Genomic DNA, 15,423 nt, shown 5'->3' on the forward strand with positions numbered 1-15,423 from the left:
GGTTTTCCCCGGGGTCCGGGAATCACCCAGGCTGCTTGAACGTTCACGTACAGGCTGAGGAGTCCCCGCAGCCGTACGCCGACGACCTGGAGAGAGCCGAGAGATGCGCGTCGAGATCTGGAGCGACATCGCCTGCCCCTGGTGCTACGTGGGCAAGGCCCGCTTCGAGAAGGCGCTCGCGGCCTTCCCGCACCGGGACGCCGTCGAGGTCGTCCACCGTTCCTTCGAGCTGGACCCGGACCGGGCCAAGGGCGACGTCCAGTCCGTCCTGTCCATGCTCACCGCCAAGTACGGCATGAGCGAGGCCCAGGTGCGGGCCGGCGAGGACGACCTGGGCGCCCAGGCCGCCGCCGAGGGCCTGGAGTACCGCACCCGCGACCGCGACCACGGCAGCACCTTCGACATGCACCGGCTGCTGCACCTCGCCCGGGAGCACGGGCGGCAGGGGGCCCTGCTGGACGCCCTCTACCGGGCCAACTTCGCCGAGGAGGCCACGGTCTTCGACGACGACGAACGGCTGGTGGCCCTCGCCACCGGCGCCGGGCTGGCGGAGGACGCCGTCCGCGCGGTGCTCGCCGACCCGGCCGCCCACGCCGACGCGGTGCGCGCCGACGAGCGGGAGGCGGCGGAACTCGGCGCCAGGGGCGTGCCGTTCTTCGTGATCGACCAGAAGTACGGCGTCTCCGGCGCCCAGAGCGCGGAGGTCTTCGGCCAGGTGCTCACCCGGGCCTGGGGCGAGCGCACCCCGCTGACCCTGATCCAGGGCGGCGCCGGGGAGGACGCGGAGAGCTGCGGCCCGGACGGCTGCGCGGTCCCCGGGCACTGACCCGGCACCGGGCACCCGCGCGCCCACGGCATCCGCCGCGCCGCGCATCCCGAGCCGCACACCCCGCGCCACCACGGCAGCCGCCGCGCACGCGCACGGCACCGGGCGGGCCCCCGCCAGGGAGGCTCCGCCCGGTGCCGTCGCCCGCCGCCGGGCTCGTCCGCCGTTCACCGCACGGGCGTGAAGTCCCGCGCCCCGATGAACTCCGGCCGGCGCACCGGCGCCGCGAAGGGCTCGACCGCCGTGTTCTCCACGCTGTTGAACACGATGAACACGTTGCTGCGCGGGAACGGCGTGATGTTGTCGCCGGATCCGTGCATGGCGTTGCAGTCGAACCAGGTCGCGGAGCCGGCCCTGCCGGTGAACAGCTTGATGCCGTGCTCCGAGGCCATCGTGGTGAGCGCCTCGTCCGACGGCGTCCCCGCGTCCTGCATCTGCAGGGACTTCTTGTAGTTGTCCTCCGGCGTGGCCCCCGCGCAGCCGAGGAACGTCCGGTGCGACCCCGGCATGATCATGAGGCCGCCGTTGGTGTCGTGGTTCTCGGTCAGCGCGATGGAGACGGAGACCGCGCGCATGCGCGGCAGGCCGTCCTCGGCGTGCCAGGTCTCGAAGTCCGAGTGCCAGTAGAAGCCGCTGGCCCCGAAGCCCGGCTTGACGTTGATCCGCGACTGGTGGACGTAGACGTCCGAGCCGAGGATCTGCCGGGCCCGGCCGACGACCCGCTCGTCGCGCACCAGTTCCGCGAACACCTCGCTGATCCGGTGCACCTCGAAGACGGACCGGATCTCCTTGGACTTGGGCTCCACGATGGAACGCTCGTCCGCGCGGATCTCCGGATCGGACACCAGCCGGTCCAGCTCCCGCCGGTAGACCTCGACCTCCTCGGGGGCGAGGAGCCGGTCGAGGGCGAGGAAGCCGTCGCGCTCGAAGGAGCCGAGGTCATCGGCGGCGAGCGGGCCGGGGGCGCCCCGCTCCCCCCAGACGACCGGGTCGCGGCGGGGCGTGGCCACCTCGGTGGAGCCCCGGGTGGGGTAGGGATCGGTGACGTTCGTGGCCGTGGTCACGGTGGTTCACACCTCCTCGGTGAGCAGGGGGTAGACGCCGTTCTCGTCGTGGTCCTCGCGCCCGGTCACGGGCGGGTTGAAGACGCAGATGCAGTGGAAGTCCTCCTTGACCCTGAGCGTGTGCCGCTCGTGGCCGTCCAGGAGGTACATGGTGCCGGGGGTGATGTAGTAGGTCTTCCCGGTCTCGCGGTCGGTCAGCTCGGCCTCGCCCCGGGTGCAGACGACGGCCTCGATGTGGTTCGCGTACCACATGTCGGTCTCGGTGCCCGCGTAGAGGATCGTCTCGTGCAGGGAGAAGCCGACCTTCTCCTTGGCGAGGACGATGCGCTTGCTCTCCCAGGTGCCGGACGCCGACTTCACGTGCCGGTCGGTGCCTTCGATCTCCTTGAACGAACGGACGATCACGGTGTTGCGATGCCTCCTCGGTGAAGGGGTGGTGCGGGGATACCGGCGCCCGCGGGTCCGCCGCGGGGCGCGGGCGCCGGAAGCGCTCGGGTTCAGGCCGTCTCGCGCACCGCGCGGGCCAGCGTCTTCATGCCCTCGTCCAGCTCGTCGGGCGTGATGGTCAGCGCCGGGAGCAGCTTGACGACCTCGCTCTCCGGGCCGGAGGTCTCGATGAGCAGCCCCAGTTCGAAGGCGCGCCGGGCGATCCGCCCCGCGCGGGGCTTGTCGTGGAACTCCACGCCCCACACCAGGCCCCGGCCGCGGTACTCCTTGATGTCGGCCAGGTTCTCCTCGGTGATGGCGATGAGGTGCTGCTCGATCTGCTCGCCGCGGGTGCGGGTCTGCTTCTCCATCGCGGAGCCGTCGCTCCAGTACGTCTCCAGCGCGGCCGTCGCGGTGACGAAGGCCGGGTTGTTGCCGCGGAAGGTGCCGTTGTGCTCGCCCGGCTCCCAGACGTCCAGTTCGGGCCGGAACAGGCACAGCGACATGGGGAGCCCGTAGCCGCTGATCGACTTGGAGACGGTGACGATGTCCGGGGTGATCCCGGCCTCCTCGAAGGAGAAGAACGCGCCGGTGCGTCCGCAGCCCATCTGGATGTCGTCGACGATGAGCAGCAGGTCCTGCCGCTCGCACAGCGCGGCCAGCGCGCGCAGCCACTCCGGGCGGGCGACGTTGATGCCGCCCTCGCCCTGCACGGTCTCGACGATCACGGCGGCCGGCTTGTTCAGGCCCGAGCCCTGGTCCTCCAGGAGCCGCTCGAACCACAGGAAGTCCTCGACGGTGCCGTCGAAGTAGTTGTCGAACGGCATCGGCGTGCCGTGCACCAGGGGGATGCCGGCGCCGGCCCGCTTGAAGGCGTTGCCGGTCACCGCGAGCGACCCCAGCGACATGCCGTGGAAGGCGTTGGTGAACGACACGATCGCCTCGCGTCCCTTCACCTTCCGCGCCAGCTTCAGCGCGGACTCCACGGCGTTGGTGCCCGTCGGGCCCGGGAACATGACCTTGTAGGGCAGGTCGCGCGGGCGGAGCACCACGTCCTGGAAGGTCTCCAGGAAGCGCCGCTTGGCCACGGTCGACATGTCCAGGCCGTGCGCGACGCCGTCCCGCTCCAGGTAGTCGATCAGCGCGCGTTTCAGTACGGGGTTGTTGTGCCCGTAGTTGAGCGACCCGGCTCCGGCGAAGAAGTCGAGGTACTCGTGGCCGTCCTCGTCGTACATGCGGCTGCCGTGGGCACGGTCGAAGACGGTGGGCCAGCCGCGGCAGTAGCTGCGCACCTCGGACTCCAGGGTCTCGAAGACACTCAGATCGGGCTGGGTGATGGTCACGACGAATCGCTCCTCGTTGCGAGAGGGGTGAGAGGGGGAGTCGGGCGGATTCCGGCGGAACGGCGGCGTTCCGGGCCGGAACCGGGTCAGGGGGAGCCGGGGGCGTCCGCGGCGCCGGCCGTGGCCGGGGCGGACAGCGGGCCTATCCGGTACAGGACCTCCGCGTCGTGCGGCCCGTCGGGGAACGACTCCGTCGCGAACAGCACCTCGCGCTCCAGCGGGGCGCGGTGCCGCTGGGCGAAGGACGTGAACAGCCGCTCGGAGGCGGTGTTGCCGGGCGAGATCGTGGTCTCGACCGCGCTCAGCCCGTGCTCGGCCACGGTCCGGGCGGTGAGCGAGTCCAGCATGGCCGAGGCCAGCCCCCGCCCGCGGAGGGCGGTGTCCACCGCCACCTGCCACACCAGCAGGGTGTCGGGGCGGTCCGGCCGGATGTAGCCGGTGATGAAACCGACCGGCTCACCGCGCCCGTCGCGGGCGACGGCCGAGGTGGCGGCGAAGTCGCGGCACCACAGCAGATAGCTGTAGGAGGAGTTCAGATCGAGCACCTGGGAATCCCTTGCCATCCGCCACAGGGCGGCCCCGTCGGCCACTCTCGGACGGTCGATTTGCAGCTCTGCTTGCGCGGGAGTCATGCAGATTGAATTTACCCAGGGAAATGGGAAAATGCATCGCCGGACGGGGTTACATGTCGGCGTCGCCTGTGTTATCACGCGGGCGCGTTACGGGGCCTCGGAAGGTTGACGCTTTGGGATATTTCGACCGGGTTATATGGTAGAAAACGGACAGTATGTGTAACGGGTCACAATCATGTAACCCGTTCGCCGCAACGTCGGAAACGCCCGCTTTCCGGCGCCCTGAAATCACTGCGTTTAGGTCCCCGGAAAGCGGGCAGAAGAATACGGGAAGCTGCCCTGAAAAGAATTCATTAATTTCAGGTGATCGAATATTCTGACGTTACCCGTTATTCATGGTGATGAGTGGTTCGCGCTTTCGTTCGTCAACGCCACGCACCCTCGGCGGCGCGTCGCGCCCCCTCCGGGTCCGTCGTCCGTCCCGTCCCGGCCAGCGCGTCGCCCAGCGCGGCCAGACAGGCCAGCACCGTCTCCGGCGTCGCGTCCCGCCCGTAGTGGTTGACCCGGATCATCTCCCCGGCCAGCGCCCCGCCGCCCGCGGCCAGCGGCAGCGCCGGGTCCGCGGCCAGGGCACGCGCCACCAGCGCGGAGGCGTCCACCCCCGGCGGCGTCCGCAGCGTCGTCGCGACCGGCGCCGCGTCCCGCGCCTCGCGCACGTAGGGCTCCAGCCCGCCGCCCAGCGCCGTCGCCCCGGCCCGGGTGGCCGCCGCGGCCGACGCGTGCCGCGCCATCACCGCGGGCAGCCCCACCGCCCCGACGCGCTCCAGGCACGCCTCCAGCGCCAGCATCTCCAGCTGCGCCGGGGCGTGCAGCAGCGCCCGGCGGCCCCCGTCGATCCAGCGCTCCTTCCAGTCCAGCAGCGACAGGAACGAACGGCGCGGCGCGCCCGGGTTGGCCGCCATCCGCGCCCACGCCCGCTCGCTGACCGACACCGCCGACACCCCGGCCGGACCGCCCAGCGCCTTCTGCGCGCCGATCACGCACAGGTCCACGCCCCAGGCGTCCGGCAGCACCGGCTCCGCGCCGACCGAGGCCACCGCGTCCACGGAGAACAGCGCGCCCCGCTCCCGCACCACCTCGCCGATCTCCGCGACCGGGTTGGTGTTCCCGGTCGCCGCCTCCGCGTGCACCAGCGACACGAAGTCGATCCCCGGATGCTCCGCGAACGCCTCCCGCACCTGCTCGGCGGTGACCGCCGTGTGGAACGGCACGGCCAGGTCGTGGACCGTCGCCCCGCAGTCCCGCAGCCAGTTCCCGAAGGTCTGCCCGTACGGGCCGGTGATCACGTTGAGCGCGACCGTGTCCGGACCGGCGGCGCCGCGGATCGCGCCCTCCAGCGGCAGCAGCGCCTCGCCCTGGGTGATCACCACGTCCTGCGCGGTGTCCAGCAGCCGCGCCACCCGGTCCTCGATCGCGGCGAAACGGGCGGCGTCCATCGGGGCCGGGTCCAGCAGGGGGTGGGTCACGGCGGCGCTCTTCTCGGTCATGTCCGGGCGCGGTCACGGACCGGTGGGCCGTCACGGCCGGGCGGGCTGCGGATACGGGATCGAGGGTAGCCGCGCCCCGCGCGGCCCTCCGCGCCGGATGCCGTCCGCCGCGGCTCCCGCGCCCGGAACTGTGGCTTCCGCCACTGCCGAGCCGCTCCCCGACCTGATGGACTCCTCCGCGTGCTCGTCCTCCTGCTGCTCGTCCTCATCGCGGTGGTGACGGCCCTCGTCCTGCGCCGCGCCGTCCCGGCCCCGCCCGAGCGCGCCCCCCGGTGCGCCCGGGGCGCGCGGCCCACCGGGGCCGTGCCCGCGCGCCCGGCCGTCCCCCCGGCGTACCGCCGCGCCGGAGCCCGGCTGCGGGCCGTCGCCGGATGCGCCGGGGTCGGGGCCGCCGCCCTCTACGCCTGGGGCGCGCTCTCCGTGGCCTGGGCGGTGGTGGAGGCGGAGGACGGCGGTTCCGCCTCCGCGCCCATGGCCCCCTGCCGGACCGGCGCCGAACCGGAGCGGGCCGCCCGGGTCGTCGACTACTCCGTCTCCTACCTGCCCCTCGGCTTCCTCTGCGAGACCGGCGACGGCGACGGCTACGATTCCGGCGAGATCCCCGGCTACGCCAACCCCGGCGTCGCCGTGCTCGGCCTGACCGCCGCCGCGGGCGCCGTCGGCGCCGGATGCGCGGGGGAACTCGGCGCCCGCGCCGCGGCCCGCGCCCGCCGGGACCGGGGGAGCGGAGCCCCCGCCCCGCCGCACGGCCGGCCGGAACGGCCGTAGGCCCCGCCGCCGGGTCGGCCGCCGGGTCCCGTCGCGACCGGGCGGCCGGGGACGCGACGGCAGGGCCTAGGGTGCCGGACATGACTGATCAGGCGGTGCTGCACGTGAAGGGGCGGGTCCTCGTCGGCCCCCGTGACGAGGACGTCCGCGACGAGGTGTGGGTGATCGGCGGCAGGATCTCGTACGACCGCCCCGCCGGGGCCCGCGACGTCCGCACCGTCGAGGGCTGGGCGCTGCCCGGACTGGTCGACGCGCACTGCCACGTCGGCCTCGACCAGCACGGCGCCGTCCCCGCCGACGTCGCCGAGCGGCAGGCGCTCACCGACCGGGACGCGGGCACCCTGCTCATCCGCGACGCGGGCTCGCCCTCCGACACCCGCTGGATCGACGACCGCGAGGACCTTCCGAAGATCATCCGGGCCGGGCGGCACATCGCCCGCACCCGCCGCTACATCCGCAACTACGCCTGGGAGATCGAGCCCGAGGACCTCGTCGCCCACGTCGCCCGGGAGGCCCGGCGCGGCGACGGCTGGGTGAAGCTGGTCGGCGACTGGATTGACCGCGACCTCGGCGACCTGTCCGCCTGCTGGCCGCGCGACGCCGTCGAGGCGGCCATCGCCGAGGCCCACCGGCTGGGCGCCCGGGTCACCGCGCACTGCTTCGCGGAGGACTCGCTGCGCGATCTGGTCGAGGCCGGCATCGACTGCGTGGAGCACGCCACCGGACTGACCGACGACACCATCCCGCTCTTCGCGGAGCGGGGCGTCGCCATCGTGCCCACCCTGGTCAACATCGCCACCTTCCCCGCCCTGGCCGACGGCGGGCAGGGCAGGTTCCCGCGCTGGTCCTCCCACATGCGCCGGCTGCACGCCCGGCGCTACGAGACGGTGCGCAACGCCCGCGACGCCGGGGTCCCCGTCTTCGTCGGCACCGACGCGGGCGGCTCCCTCGCCCACGGCCTGGCGGCGGCGGAGGTCGCCGAACTGGTCACCGCCGGGATCCCGCCCGTCGAGGCCCTCGCCGCCACCACCTGGGCCGCCCGGCGCTGGCTCGGCCGCCCCGGACTGGACGAGGGCGCCCCGGCCGACCTCGTGGTCTACGAGCGGGACCCGCGCGCGGACGTGCGGGTGCTCGGCGCCCCGCACCGGGTGGTGCTCAACGGACGCGTGGTCGGATAGCGGGCACGGGTGACGGGAGGGAACAACCGTGCAGGAAGAATCGAAAACGCGGACGGAAACCTCACGAAGGGGTGAAGTGACCCGGGAACGCTGACGGCCGACGGCGCGCGGAGACATTCTGTGCGGGTCCCAAGCATGTCGCTCATGCGTGTTCCGCACGCATGTCCCAGTGGGGGTCCCACCACCTTGAACGGCAACACCTTCCGCATGCCCGCGCACCGTCTGGCCGCCCTCGCGGCGGCCACGGTCCTGACCGCCGCTCCCGCGGTCCTGACCGGCGCGGGCACCGCCCACGCCACCGGTGACCGGGGCCGCGCGAGCGCCGCGGTCCTGCGCACCGCGCTCGACGTGTCCCTGCTCAACCGGACCGTGAACGTCCCGCTCGCGGTCGGCCTCAACGAGGTGCGGGCGCCCGGCAACGCGCACCGGACCGCGCTGACCGCCACCCTGGACGCCGTCGACGGCGGCCGTCCCTTCGCCGTGCTGCGCGCCGACGTGGCCGAGGCGCGGGCCGAGGCCGACGGGAGCCGGGCCGAGGGCGCCACCCGGCTGGTCGGCGCCGCGGTCCACCTGCCCGGACTGCCCCTGCTGTCGCTGATCGAGGTCGAGCAGGTCACCGCCACGGCCACCTGCGAGGCCGGGAGGAAGCCGGTCGCCTCGTCGAACCTGCTGGGCCCGGTGACGGTGCTCGGCAGGAAGACCGAACTGACCGCCGGGGGCACCACGGAGGTGAAGGTGCCAGGCGTGGGAGAGGTGCGGCTGGACCTGTCCCGGACCGCGACCACCTCCCGCACGGCCGCCGCCACCGCCCTCGTGCTGAAGGTCTCCGTCAACCCGCTCGACCTGAACGTGTCCGAGGTCGACGGCACGGTGACGCTCGCCGAGGCCACCTGCGAGGCCCCGCCGCCCGCCCGGGAGGCCGCCGAACCGCCCGCGCCGGAGTCGCCCGCCGTCGAACCGGCCGCCGGGACCGCGCCCCAGGGCTCCCGGGAGGAGGTCAACCTGGCCGAGACGGGCGGCAGTTCCGCCACCCCGTACATCGCCGCCGGTGCCGCCGTGCTCGTCCTGGGCGGCGGCGGGGCCCTGGTCATGGCCCGCCGCAGGCGGGGCTGACGGAACCGGCCCCTGTCGGCCGGCCCGTGGCCCTGTCCCCGCCACGGGCCGGCCGGCGCCCCGCTCAGCCCCGCAGGGCCTCGGCCAGCGCCGCCAGGAAGACGTCCGTCGTCGCCCGGTCCCGCACCGCGAGGCGCAGCCAGTCGGCGTCCAGGCCCGGGAAGGTGTCGCCGCGGCGCACCGCGTGGCCGAGCGCGCGCAGCCGGTGGCGCACCGCCGCGGCGCTGGGCAGCCGGACGAGCACGAAGGGGCCCTCGGCGGGCCCGGCCACCCGCAGCCCCGCCCCCGCGAACCGTCCGAGCCCGGCGACGAGATGGTCCCGGTCGGCGGCGACGGCGCGGGCCGCGCGGGCGGCCTCCGCGAGGGCCGGGGGCGCCACGCACGCCTCCGCGGCCACCAGCGCGGGTGTGGAGACCGGCCACAGGGGCTGGGCGCGCTCCAGCGCCCGGACGGTCCCCGGTTCGGCGAGGACGTAGCCGACGCGCAGTCCGGCCAGCCCCCAGGTCTTGGTGAGGCTGCGCAGCACCACCAGGCCCGGCACGTCCGTCCGCCCGGCCAGCGCCTCCCGCTCGTCCGGCACCGCGTCCATGAACGCCTCGTCCACCACCAGGGTCCGCCCGGGACGGGCGAGCGCGGCCAGGTCCCGCGCCGGGTGGAGCACCGACGTCGGGTTGGTGGGGTTGCCGATCACCACCAGATCGGCGTCCCCGGGCACCGCCGCCGGGTCCAGCCGGAAGCCGTCCGCCGCGCGCAGCAGGACCCGGCCGACGGTGTGCCCGGCGTCCCTCAGCGCCGCCTCCGGCTCGGTGAACTGCGGATGCACCACCACCGGACGGCGCGCCCCGAGCGCCCGGGCCAGCAGGACGAACGCCTCCGCCGCGCCCGCCGTCAGCAGCACCCGCTCCACCGGCAGCCCGTGCCGCTCCGCCACCGCCGCCCGCGCGGCCCGTCCGTCCGGATAGGCGGCGAGGGAGTCCAGCGAGGCGGCCAGGCGCTTGCGCAGCCAGCGCGGCGGTGTGTCCGCGCGCACGTTGACCGCGAGGTCCACCAGGGCCGCCCCGTCGTCCCGGACCTCGGCGTCCCCGTGGTGCCGCAGATCGGGAGGGGGCGGCGGGCCGGGACGGTGCCCCGCGCCGGGGCCGGGTGCTGAGTACGTGTCCATGCACGTGATGGTGCCCGGGGCGGTCCCGTCCGCCGACGCCGGGGCCGGGAGGCGGACGACGGCGACGGTCGCCCGGGCCGGCCGCGCCGCCGATCTGCGCTTGGGCACGATCAGTTCGCCGCCGCCCCGCAGGGCCGCCGCCTCCGCGACCGACGGGGTGCCGACCGCGCGGAGCGCCGCGTCCGAGGGATGGGGCACCGCGACGGCGGCCAGCTCCTCGGGGGTGTAGGTGAGAACGGGAACACCGAAACGTTTCGCCGTCACGAGAATCCCGGGTTCCCTCCCCCGGACGTCCACGGTGGCCAGCGCCACCACCGGCCCGGCCGCCCCGGCCTCCCGCAGCGCGTCCGCGACCAGCCGGACCACCTCCCCGGCCGGCACGCCCGGGGAGGCCCCGATCCCGACCACCAGGCCCGGGGACCCGGCCGCCGCCCCACCGGTCCCACCAGCGACTCCGCGCATATTTACCGCCGTTCCCGCTGTCGTGCGCGTGTGACGGCGCCCCGATCGGATAGCAAGGGGGCATGGCGGTCCTCGTCGCGCTCGGCGCGTTCCTGATGACGCTGGCCGGAGGCTGGACGGCTCAGCGCGTGACCGACCGGCGGCACCTGGTCCTCGGGCTGGCCGGCGGTCTGATGCTGGGCGTGGTCGGCCTGGACCTGCTGCCCGAGGCGCTGGAGGCCGCCGGCCACCAGGTCTTCGGCGTCCCGGTGGCCCTGCTGCTGTTCGTGGCCGGATTCCTCCTCGCGCACATGGTGGAGCGGCTGCTCGCGGCCCGCCGCGCCGCCCACGGCGGCGACGAGTACGCCGAGGGCGCGACGGGCGGGCGCTCGCCCGAGGTGGGGCTGACGGCCGCCGCCGCGATGGTCGGGCACAGCGCGATGGACGGCGTGGCCATCGGGGCGGCCTTCCAGGTCGGCGGCGGCATGGGCGCGGCCGTCGCCCTGGCCGTGATCGCCCACGACTTCGCCGACGGCTTCAACACCTACACGCTCACCAGCCTCTACGGGAACGCCCGCCGCCGCGCGGTCGCCATGCTCGTCGCGGACGCCGTGGCCCCGGTGGCCGGGGCGGCCTCCACCCTCGTCGTCTCCGTCCCCGGTGCCGCGCTCGGCGGCTACCTCGGCCTCTTCGGCGGTGTGCTCCTCTATCTCGCCGCCGCCGAGATCCTGCCCGAGGCCCACCACGAGCACCCCGCCCCCGCGACCCTGCTCTGCACCGTCGCCGGGGCCGCCTTCATCTGGCTGGTGGTGGGGCTGGCCGAGTGAGCGCCGCCCGTCACCCCTCACGGGGCGCGGCAGCCCGCCACGAAGCGCCGGGCGGTCTCCGGCCGGGCCGCCCAGTGGGTGTGCACATAGCTGGCGTGCACGCCCCGCCGCACGAACCCCTCCACGCGCCGTCCGGGCCCGCGCAGCCCCCACGCCGGAGCCGCCCCGGCCCCCGGCTCCACGACCGTCCGGTGGAACTCGTGCCCCCGCATCCGCGTCCCGGCGGCGGCCAGGACGGAATCGGTCACGGCCACCGCGTCCCGGTAGCCGAGCGTCAGCCGCTCCGACATCCGCGCCGAGGCGTCCAGTACCCCGCACAGGGGCCGCCCGTCCAGCTCGCGGCAGAGGTACAGCAGCCCGGCGCACTCGGCGGCGACGGGGGCGCCGCCCAGCGCCAGCGCCGCCACCGCCGCGCGCAGCGGCTCGTTGGCGGACAGCTCCGCGGCGTACACCTCGGGGAAGCCGCCGCCGACGACCAGTCCGCGGGTGCCGTCCGGCAGCGCCTCGTCCCGCAGCGGGTCGAAGGGGACGACGACGGCCCCGGCGGCGGTGAGCAGTTCGCTCTGCTCGGCGTAGGAGAAGGTGAAGGCGGGCCCGCCGGCGACGGCGACCGTCGGCGCCCCCGGCAACCCCGGCACTCCGTCGGCCCCGGCCCCGGCCCCGGTGCCGTCCGGCACGGGCGCGGCGTCGGCGGGCGCGGTGTCCGCGAGCGCGGTGCCCGCGTCCCACACCGGCGAGGACAGCGGCCCGGCCCCGCGCGCCAGCGCGACCAGCGCCTCCAGGTCGCACCCGGCGGACACCCGCGCCGCCATCGCCGCCACGGCGTCCAGCGCCGCCGCCCGCCGCTCCGCGACCGGCACCAGCCCCAGGTGCCGGGACGGGGTGCCGACCTCGGGGGCGCGCCGCACCACGCCGAGGACCGGTACCCCGACGTGCTCCAGTGCCTCCCTCAGCAGCTCCTCGTGGCGGTCGGAGGCGACCTTGTTGAGGATCACCCCGCCGATCCGCACCTCCGGGTCCCAGCTCACGAAGCCGTGCACCAGCGCCGCCACCGAACGCGACTGCGAGGAGGCGTCCACCACGAGCACCACCGGTGCCCGCAGCAGCTTGGCGACCTGGGCGGTGGAGGCGAGTTCCCCCTCGCCCGCGGCGCCGTCGTAGAGGCCCATCACGCCCTCGACGACGGCGATGTCGCAGCCGCGCGCCCCGTGCAGGAACAGCGGCCCGATCAGCTCCGGCCCGCACAGGTAGGAGTCCAGGTTCCGGCCCGTGCGCCCGGTGGCGAGGGCGTGGTAGCCGGGGTCGATGTAGTCCGGGCCGACCTTGTGCGGGGAGACGGACAGCCCGCGCGCGGTGAGGGCGGCCATCAGCCCGGTGGTGACGGTGGTCTTGCCGCTGCCCGAGGAGGGGGCGGCGACCACCAGCCGGGGCACGGACGGGGAGGTCACCACTCGATGCCCCGCTGGCCCTTCTGGCCCGCGTCCATCGGGTGCTTGACCTTGGTCATCTCGGTCACCAGATCGGCGAAGTCCAGCAGCGCGGCGGGCGCGTTGCGGCCGGTGACGACGACGTGCTGGTTGCCGGGCCGGGCGCGGAGGGTCCGGATCACCTCGTCGGTGTCGATCCACCCCCAGTGCAGCGGGTAGGCGAACTCGTCGAGGACGTAGAGGCGGTAGCGCTCGGCGGCCAGGTCCCGCTTGACCTGCTCCCAGCCCTCCCTGGCCTTCTCCTCGTTGTCCATCTGGTCGTCGCGCTGGACCCAGGACCAGCCCTCGCCCATCTTGTGCCAGTCGACGGTCCCGCCCTCGCCGGAGGCGCCGAGGGCCCGCAGCGCGTTCTCCTCGCCGACCTTCCACTTGGCGGACTTGACGAACTGGAACACCCCCACCGGCCACCCCTGGTTCCAGGCGCGCAGCGCCATCCCGAAGGCGGCGGTGGACTTGCCCTTGCCCGGGCCCGTGTGGACCATCACCAGCGGGCGGTTGCGCCGCTGGCGGGTCGTCAGCCCGTCCTCGGGTACGACGCTCGGCTGTCCCTTCGGCACTACGCGGCCCTCCTCGTCCCGGTCTCCCGGACATCCCTGACCAGCCCGGCGATGGTGTCCGCCCGCAGCTCCTCCAACGTGACGGCCGTGCCGCCCAGGTCACCCGCGAGCCGGCCGGCCAGCCCCAGCCGCACCGGGCCCGTCTCGCAGTCCACGACCACGCAGGCGGTGCCCTCGGCCGCGAACAGCCGGGCGGCCCGCGCGGACAGCGCCAGCGGGTCGGGGCCGCCGGTGGCCCGTCCGTCGGTCACCACCACGACCAGCGCCCGGCGCGCGGGGTCGCGCAGCCGCTCGACCCGCAGCACGTCGTGGGCCCGGAGCAGCCCGGCGGCCAGCGGGGTGCGCCCGCCGGTCGGCAGCGACTCCAGCCGGGCCGCCGCCGCGTCCACCGACGAGGTCGGGGGCAGCGCCACCTCGGCGGCCGTGCCGCGGAAGGTCACCAGGCCGACCTTGTCCCGCCGCTGGTAGGCGTCGAGCAGCAGGGAGAGGACGGCGCCCTTCACCGCGCCCATCCGCCGCCGGGCCGCCATCGAACCGGAGGCGTCGACGACGAACAGCACGAGGTTGGACTCGTGGCCCTCGCGCACCGCCTGCCGCAGGTCGTCCCGCCGCACCACCAGCCCGGGGCCGCCGCGCCCGCGCGCCCGCTGGTGGGGGGCGGCGGCCCGGACGGTGGCGGACAGGTGCAGCCGGGTCAGCGTGGCCCGGGGGCGGCGGGCGCCGGTGGTGCGGCCCTGCTCGGTGCGCGCCCTCGACCTGCGGCCGGCGGCGCCGTCCCCGAGGCCGGGCACGCTGAGGACCTTCGTCCGGAACGGATCGGCGGCCCGCGCCGGGGCCTGCTCGCCCGCGCCGGGCCCGCCGGGAGGCCGCGGCCCCTCCCCGGCGCCCTCCGGACCACCGGCCCCGGGGTCCGCGCCGTCACCCGTCTCCCCGGCGCCACCGCCGTCCCCCGAGGACGCGCTGTCCCCGGAGGGCGCGCTGTCCCCGTGCCCGCCGCCGTCGGATTCCGGCGGTCCGCCCGGACCCTCCGGACCGCCGGGACCGCCGGGGCCGTCCGGCCCGGGATCGGGGTCGTCGTCGCCGAACTCGTCCAGGGCCTCGTCGAGCCGGTCCTCGTCCAGCCCGGGGGCGTCGAAGGGATTGCGGCGGCGCCGGTGCGGCAGGGCCAGCAGCGCCGCCCGGCGCACGTCCTCGGCCAGCACCTCGGTCCGCCCCGCCCACGCGGCGAGCGCGGTCGCGGTACGGGCCATCACGATGTCCGCGCGCATCCCGTCCACCTCGAACGCCGCGCAGGTCGCCGCGATCCGGCGGAGCGCCGTGTCGTCCAGCCGCACCGAGGGCAGCAGGGCGCGCGCCGCCACGATCCGCTCCCGCAGCGCGGCCTCCTCCCCGGCCCAGCGCGCGGCGAAACCGGCGGGGTCGTCGTCGTAGGCCAGGCGGCGCCGGACGACCTCCACCCGCTGCTCCGGATCGCGCGAGGCGGACACCTCCACGGTGAGCCCGAAGCGGTCCAGCAGCTGCGGACGCAGCTCGCCCTCCTCCGGGTTCATCGTCCCGACGAGCAGGAAACGCGCCGCGTGCCGGACGGAGACGCCCTCGCGCTCGACGTACGAGGCGCCCATCGCCGCCGCGTCCAGCAGCAGGTCGACGAGGTGGTCGTGGAGGAGGTTGACCTCGTCGACGTAGAGGATGCCCCGGTTGGCGGCGGCGAGCAGGCCCGGCTCGAAGGCCTTCACGCCCTCCGCCAGGGCCCGTTCGATGTCCAGCGCCCCCACCAGCCGGTCCTCCGAGGCACCGACCGGCAGTTCGACGAGGGCGGCGGGGCGCTCGGCCGCGGGGGGCGAGCCGTGCGGGCCGTCGGGGCAGGACGGGTCGGGGGAGGCGGGGTCGCAGGCGAAGCGGCAGCCGGGCACGACCGCGAGGCGCGGCATCAGCGCGGCCAGCGCCCGTACGGCGGTCGACTTGGCGGTCCCCTTCTCCCCGCGCACCAGGACCCCGCCGACCCGCGGGGAGACCGCGTTCAGCAGCAGGGCCAGCCGCAGGTCGTCCTGGCCGACGACGGCGGTGAACGGATAGGGCGTGCTCACGCGGCGGTCACTCCTTCGAAGGGGG

The 15,423-nt window shown here is 75.3% G+C and carries 14 protein-coding genes; 5 read left to right on the forward strand and 9 right to left on the reverse strand.

Annotated elements, in window-relative coordinates; translation table 11 throughout:
* Positions 1 to 103: 103 nt before the first annotated feature.
* A complete protein-coding gene (locus tag ACZ7LB_RS02765; RefSeq protein ID WP_471465032.1) occupies positions 104 to 826 on the forward strand; it encodes a DsbA family oxidoreductase in 723 nt (240 codons plus the stop codon).
* Positions 827 to 993: 167 nt separating this feature from the next.
* Here the strand turns inward: ACZ7LB_RS02765 and thpD are convergent, their stop codons facing one another.
* The 5 genes from thpD to ACZ7LB_RS02790 all read right to left on the reverse strand — a co-directional run bounded on the left by thpD (position 994) and on the right by ACZ7LB_RS02790 (position 5,757).
* Entirely contained in the window at positions 994 to 1,890 is an 897-nt protein-coding gene (gene thpD, locus ACZ7LB_RS02770) for an ectoine hydroxylase (RefSeq protein WP_471465033.1), read from the reverse strand.
* A 6-nt stretch (positions 1,891 to 1,896) separates the two neighbouring features.
* Positions 1,897 to 2,295 (reverse strand): ectoine synthase, encoded by a 399-nt coding sequence (locus ACZ7LB_RS02775; protein ID WP_161225312.1) that lies wholly within the window; start codon positions 2,293 to 2,295, stop codon positions 1,897 to 1,899.
* A 92-nt stretch (positions 2,296 to 2,387) separates the two neighbouring features.
* The gene (ectB, locus tag ACZ7LB_RS02780; RefSeq protein WP_161225313.1) at positions 2,388 to 3,659 is read right to left on the reverse strand and encodes a diaminobutyrate--2-oxoglutarate transaminase; all 1,272 of its coding nucleotides are present in this window, start codon (positions 3,657 to 3,659) and stop codon (positions 2,388 to 2,390) included.
* An 86-nt stretch (positions 3,660 to 3,745) separates the two neighbouring features.
* Complete coding sequence (gene ectA / locus ACZ7LB_RS02785) at positions 3,746 to 4,291, reverse strand: diaminobutyrate acetyltransferase (RefSeq protein WP_471465034.1); 546 nt, start codon at positions 4,289 to 4,291, stop codon at positions 3,746 to 3,748.
* A 365-nt stretch (positions 4,292 to 4,656) separates the two neighbouring features.
* Entirely contained in the window at positions 4,657 to 5,757 is a 1,101-nt protein-coding gene (locus ACZ7LB_RS02790; RefSeq protein WP_471465120.1) for a pyridoxal-phosphate-dependent aminotransferase family protein, read from the reverse strand.
* A 201-nt stretch (positions 5,758 to 5,958) separates the two neighbouring features.
* On the opposite strand from ACZ7LB_RS02790, the gene ACZ7LB_RS02795 reads away from it, so the two are divergent.
* The 3 genes from ACZ7LB_RS02795 (at position 5,959) to ACZ7LB_RS02805 (ending at position 8,837) form a co-directional block, all read left to right on the forward strand.
* Positions 5,959 to 6,546 carry a hypothetical protein gene (locus tag ACZ7LB_RS02795; RefSeq protein ID WP_471465035.1) on the forward strand — a complete coding sequence of 196 codons (588 nt, stop codon included), beginning with the start codon at positions 5,959 to 5,961 and terminating at the stop codon, positions 6,544 to 6,546.
* Positions 6,547 to 6,626: 80 nt separating this feature from the next.
* Positions 6,627 to 7,724 (forward strand): amidohydrolase family protein, encoded by a 1,098-nt coding sequence (locus ACZ7LB_RS02800; RefSeq protein ID WP_471465036.1) that lies wholly within the window; start codon positions 6,627 to 6,629, stop codon positions 7,722 to 7,724.
* A gap of 186 nt (positions 7,725 to 7,910) precedes the next feature.
* Positions 7,911 to 8,837: an SCO1860 family LAETG-anchored protein gene (locus ACZ7LB_RS02805; RefSeq protein WP_471465037.1), complete on the forward strand. Its 927-nt coding sequence runs from the start codon at positions 7,911 to 7,913 to the stop codon at positions 8,835 to 8,837.
* Between the two features lie 64 nt (positions 8,838 to 8,901).
* Here ACZ7LB_RS02805 and cobC read toward each other — a convergent pair whose 3' ends face one another.
* Positions 8,902 to 10,461, reverse strand: coding sequence for an Rv2231c family pyridoxal phosphate-dependent protein CobC (gene cobC, locus ACZ7LB_RS02810; protein WP_471465038.1), 1,560 nt, complete (start codon positions 10,459 to 10,461; stop codon positions 8,902 to 8,904).
* 62 nt (positions 10,462 to 10,523) lie between these two features.
* On the opposite strand from cobC, the gene ACZ7LB_RS02815 reads away from it, so the two are divergent.
* Positions 10,524 to 11,267 (forward strand): ZIP family metal transporter, encoded by a 744-nt coding sequence (locus ACZ7LB_RS02815; RefSeq protein WP_471465039.1) that lies wholly within the window; start codon positions 10,524 to 10,526, stop codon positions 11,265 to 11,267.
* Between the two features lie 17 nt (positions 11,268 to 11,284).
* Here the strand turns inward: ACZ7LB_RS02815 and ACZ7LB_RS02820 are convergent, their stop codons facing one another.
* Genes ACZ7LB_RS02820 through ACZ7LB_RS02830 form a run of 3 tightly spaced genes read right to left on the reverse strand, consistent with a single transcriptional unit; the run spans position 11,285 to position 15,398 of the window.
* Entirely contained in the window at positions 11,285 to 12,718 is a 1,434-nt protein-coding gene (locus tag ACZ7LB_RS02820) for a cobyrinate a,c-diamide synthase (protein ID WP_471465040.1), read from the reverse strand.
* Positions 12,712 to 13,311, reverse strand: a complete 600-nt coding sequence (gene cobO / locus ACZ7LB_RS02825; RefSeq protein WP_471465041.1) for a cob(I)yrinic acid a,c-diamide adenosyltransferase — start codon at positions 13,309 to 13,311, stop codon at positions 12,712 to 12,714. Before cobO ends, ACZ7LB_RS02820 begins: the two co-directional genes overlap by 7 nt.
* Complete coding sequence (locus ACZ7LB_RS02830) at positions 13,311 to 15,398, reverse strand: putative cobaltochelatase (RefSeq protein WP_471465042.1); 2,088 nt, start codon at positions 15,396 to 15,398, stop codon at positions 13,311 to 13,313. Before ACZ7LB_RS02830 ends, cobO begins: the two co-directional genes overlap by 1 nt.
* Positions 15,399 to 15,423 lie beyond the last annotated feature (25 nt).

Source organism: Streptomyces sp. NPDC107521, assembly GCF_055598485.1.

Bases quoted from the DNA above. Each gene is read 5' to 3' on its own strand.
- ACZ7LB_RS02765 (WP_471465032.1), top strand. From the start codon at position 104: ATGCGCGTCGAGATCTGGAGCGACATCGCCTGCCCCTGGTGCTACGTG.
- ectA (WP_471465034.1), bottom strand. From the start codon at position 4,291: ATGACTCCCGCGCAAGCAGAGCTGCAAATCGACCGTCCGAGAGTGGCC.
- ACZ7LB_RS02800 (WP_471465036.1), top strand. From the start codon at position 6,627: ATGACTGATCAGGCGGTGCTGCACGTGAAGGGGCGGGTCCTCGTCGGC.
- cobC (WP_471465038.1), bottom strand. From the start codon at position 10,461: ATGCGCGGAGTCGCTGGTGGGACCGGTGGGGCGGCGGCCGGGTCCCCG.
- ACZ7LB_RS02815 (WP_471465039.1), top strand. From the start codon at position 10,524: ATGGCGGTCCTCGTCGCGCTCGGCGCGTTCCTGATGACGCTGGCCGGA.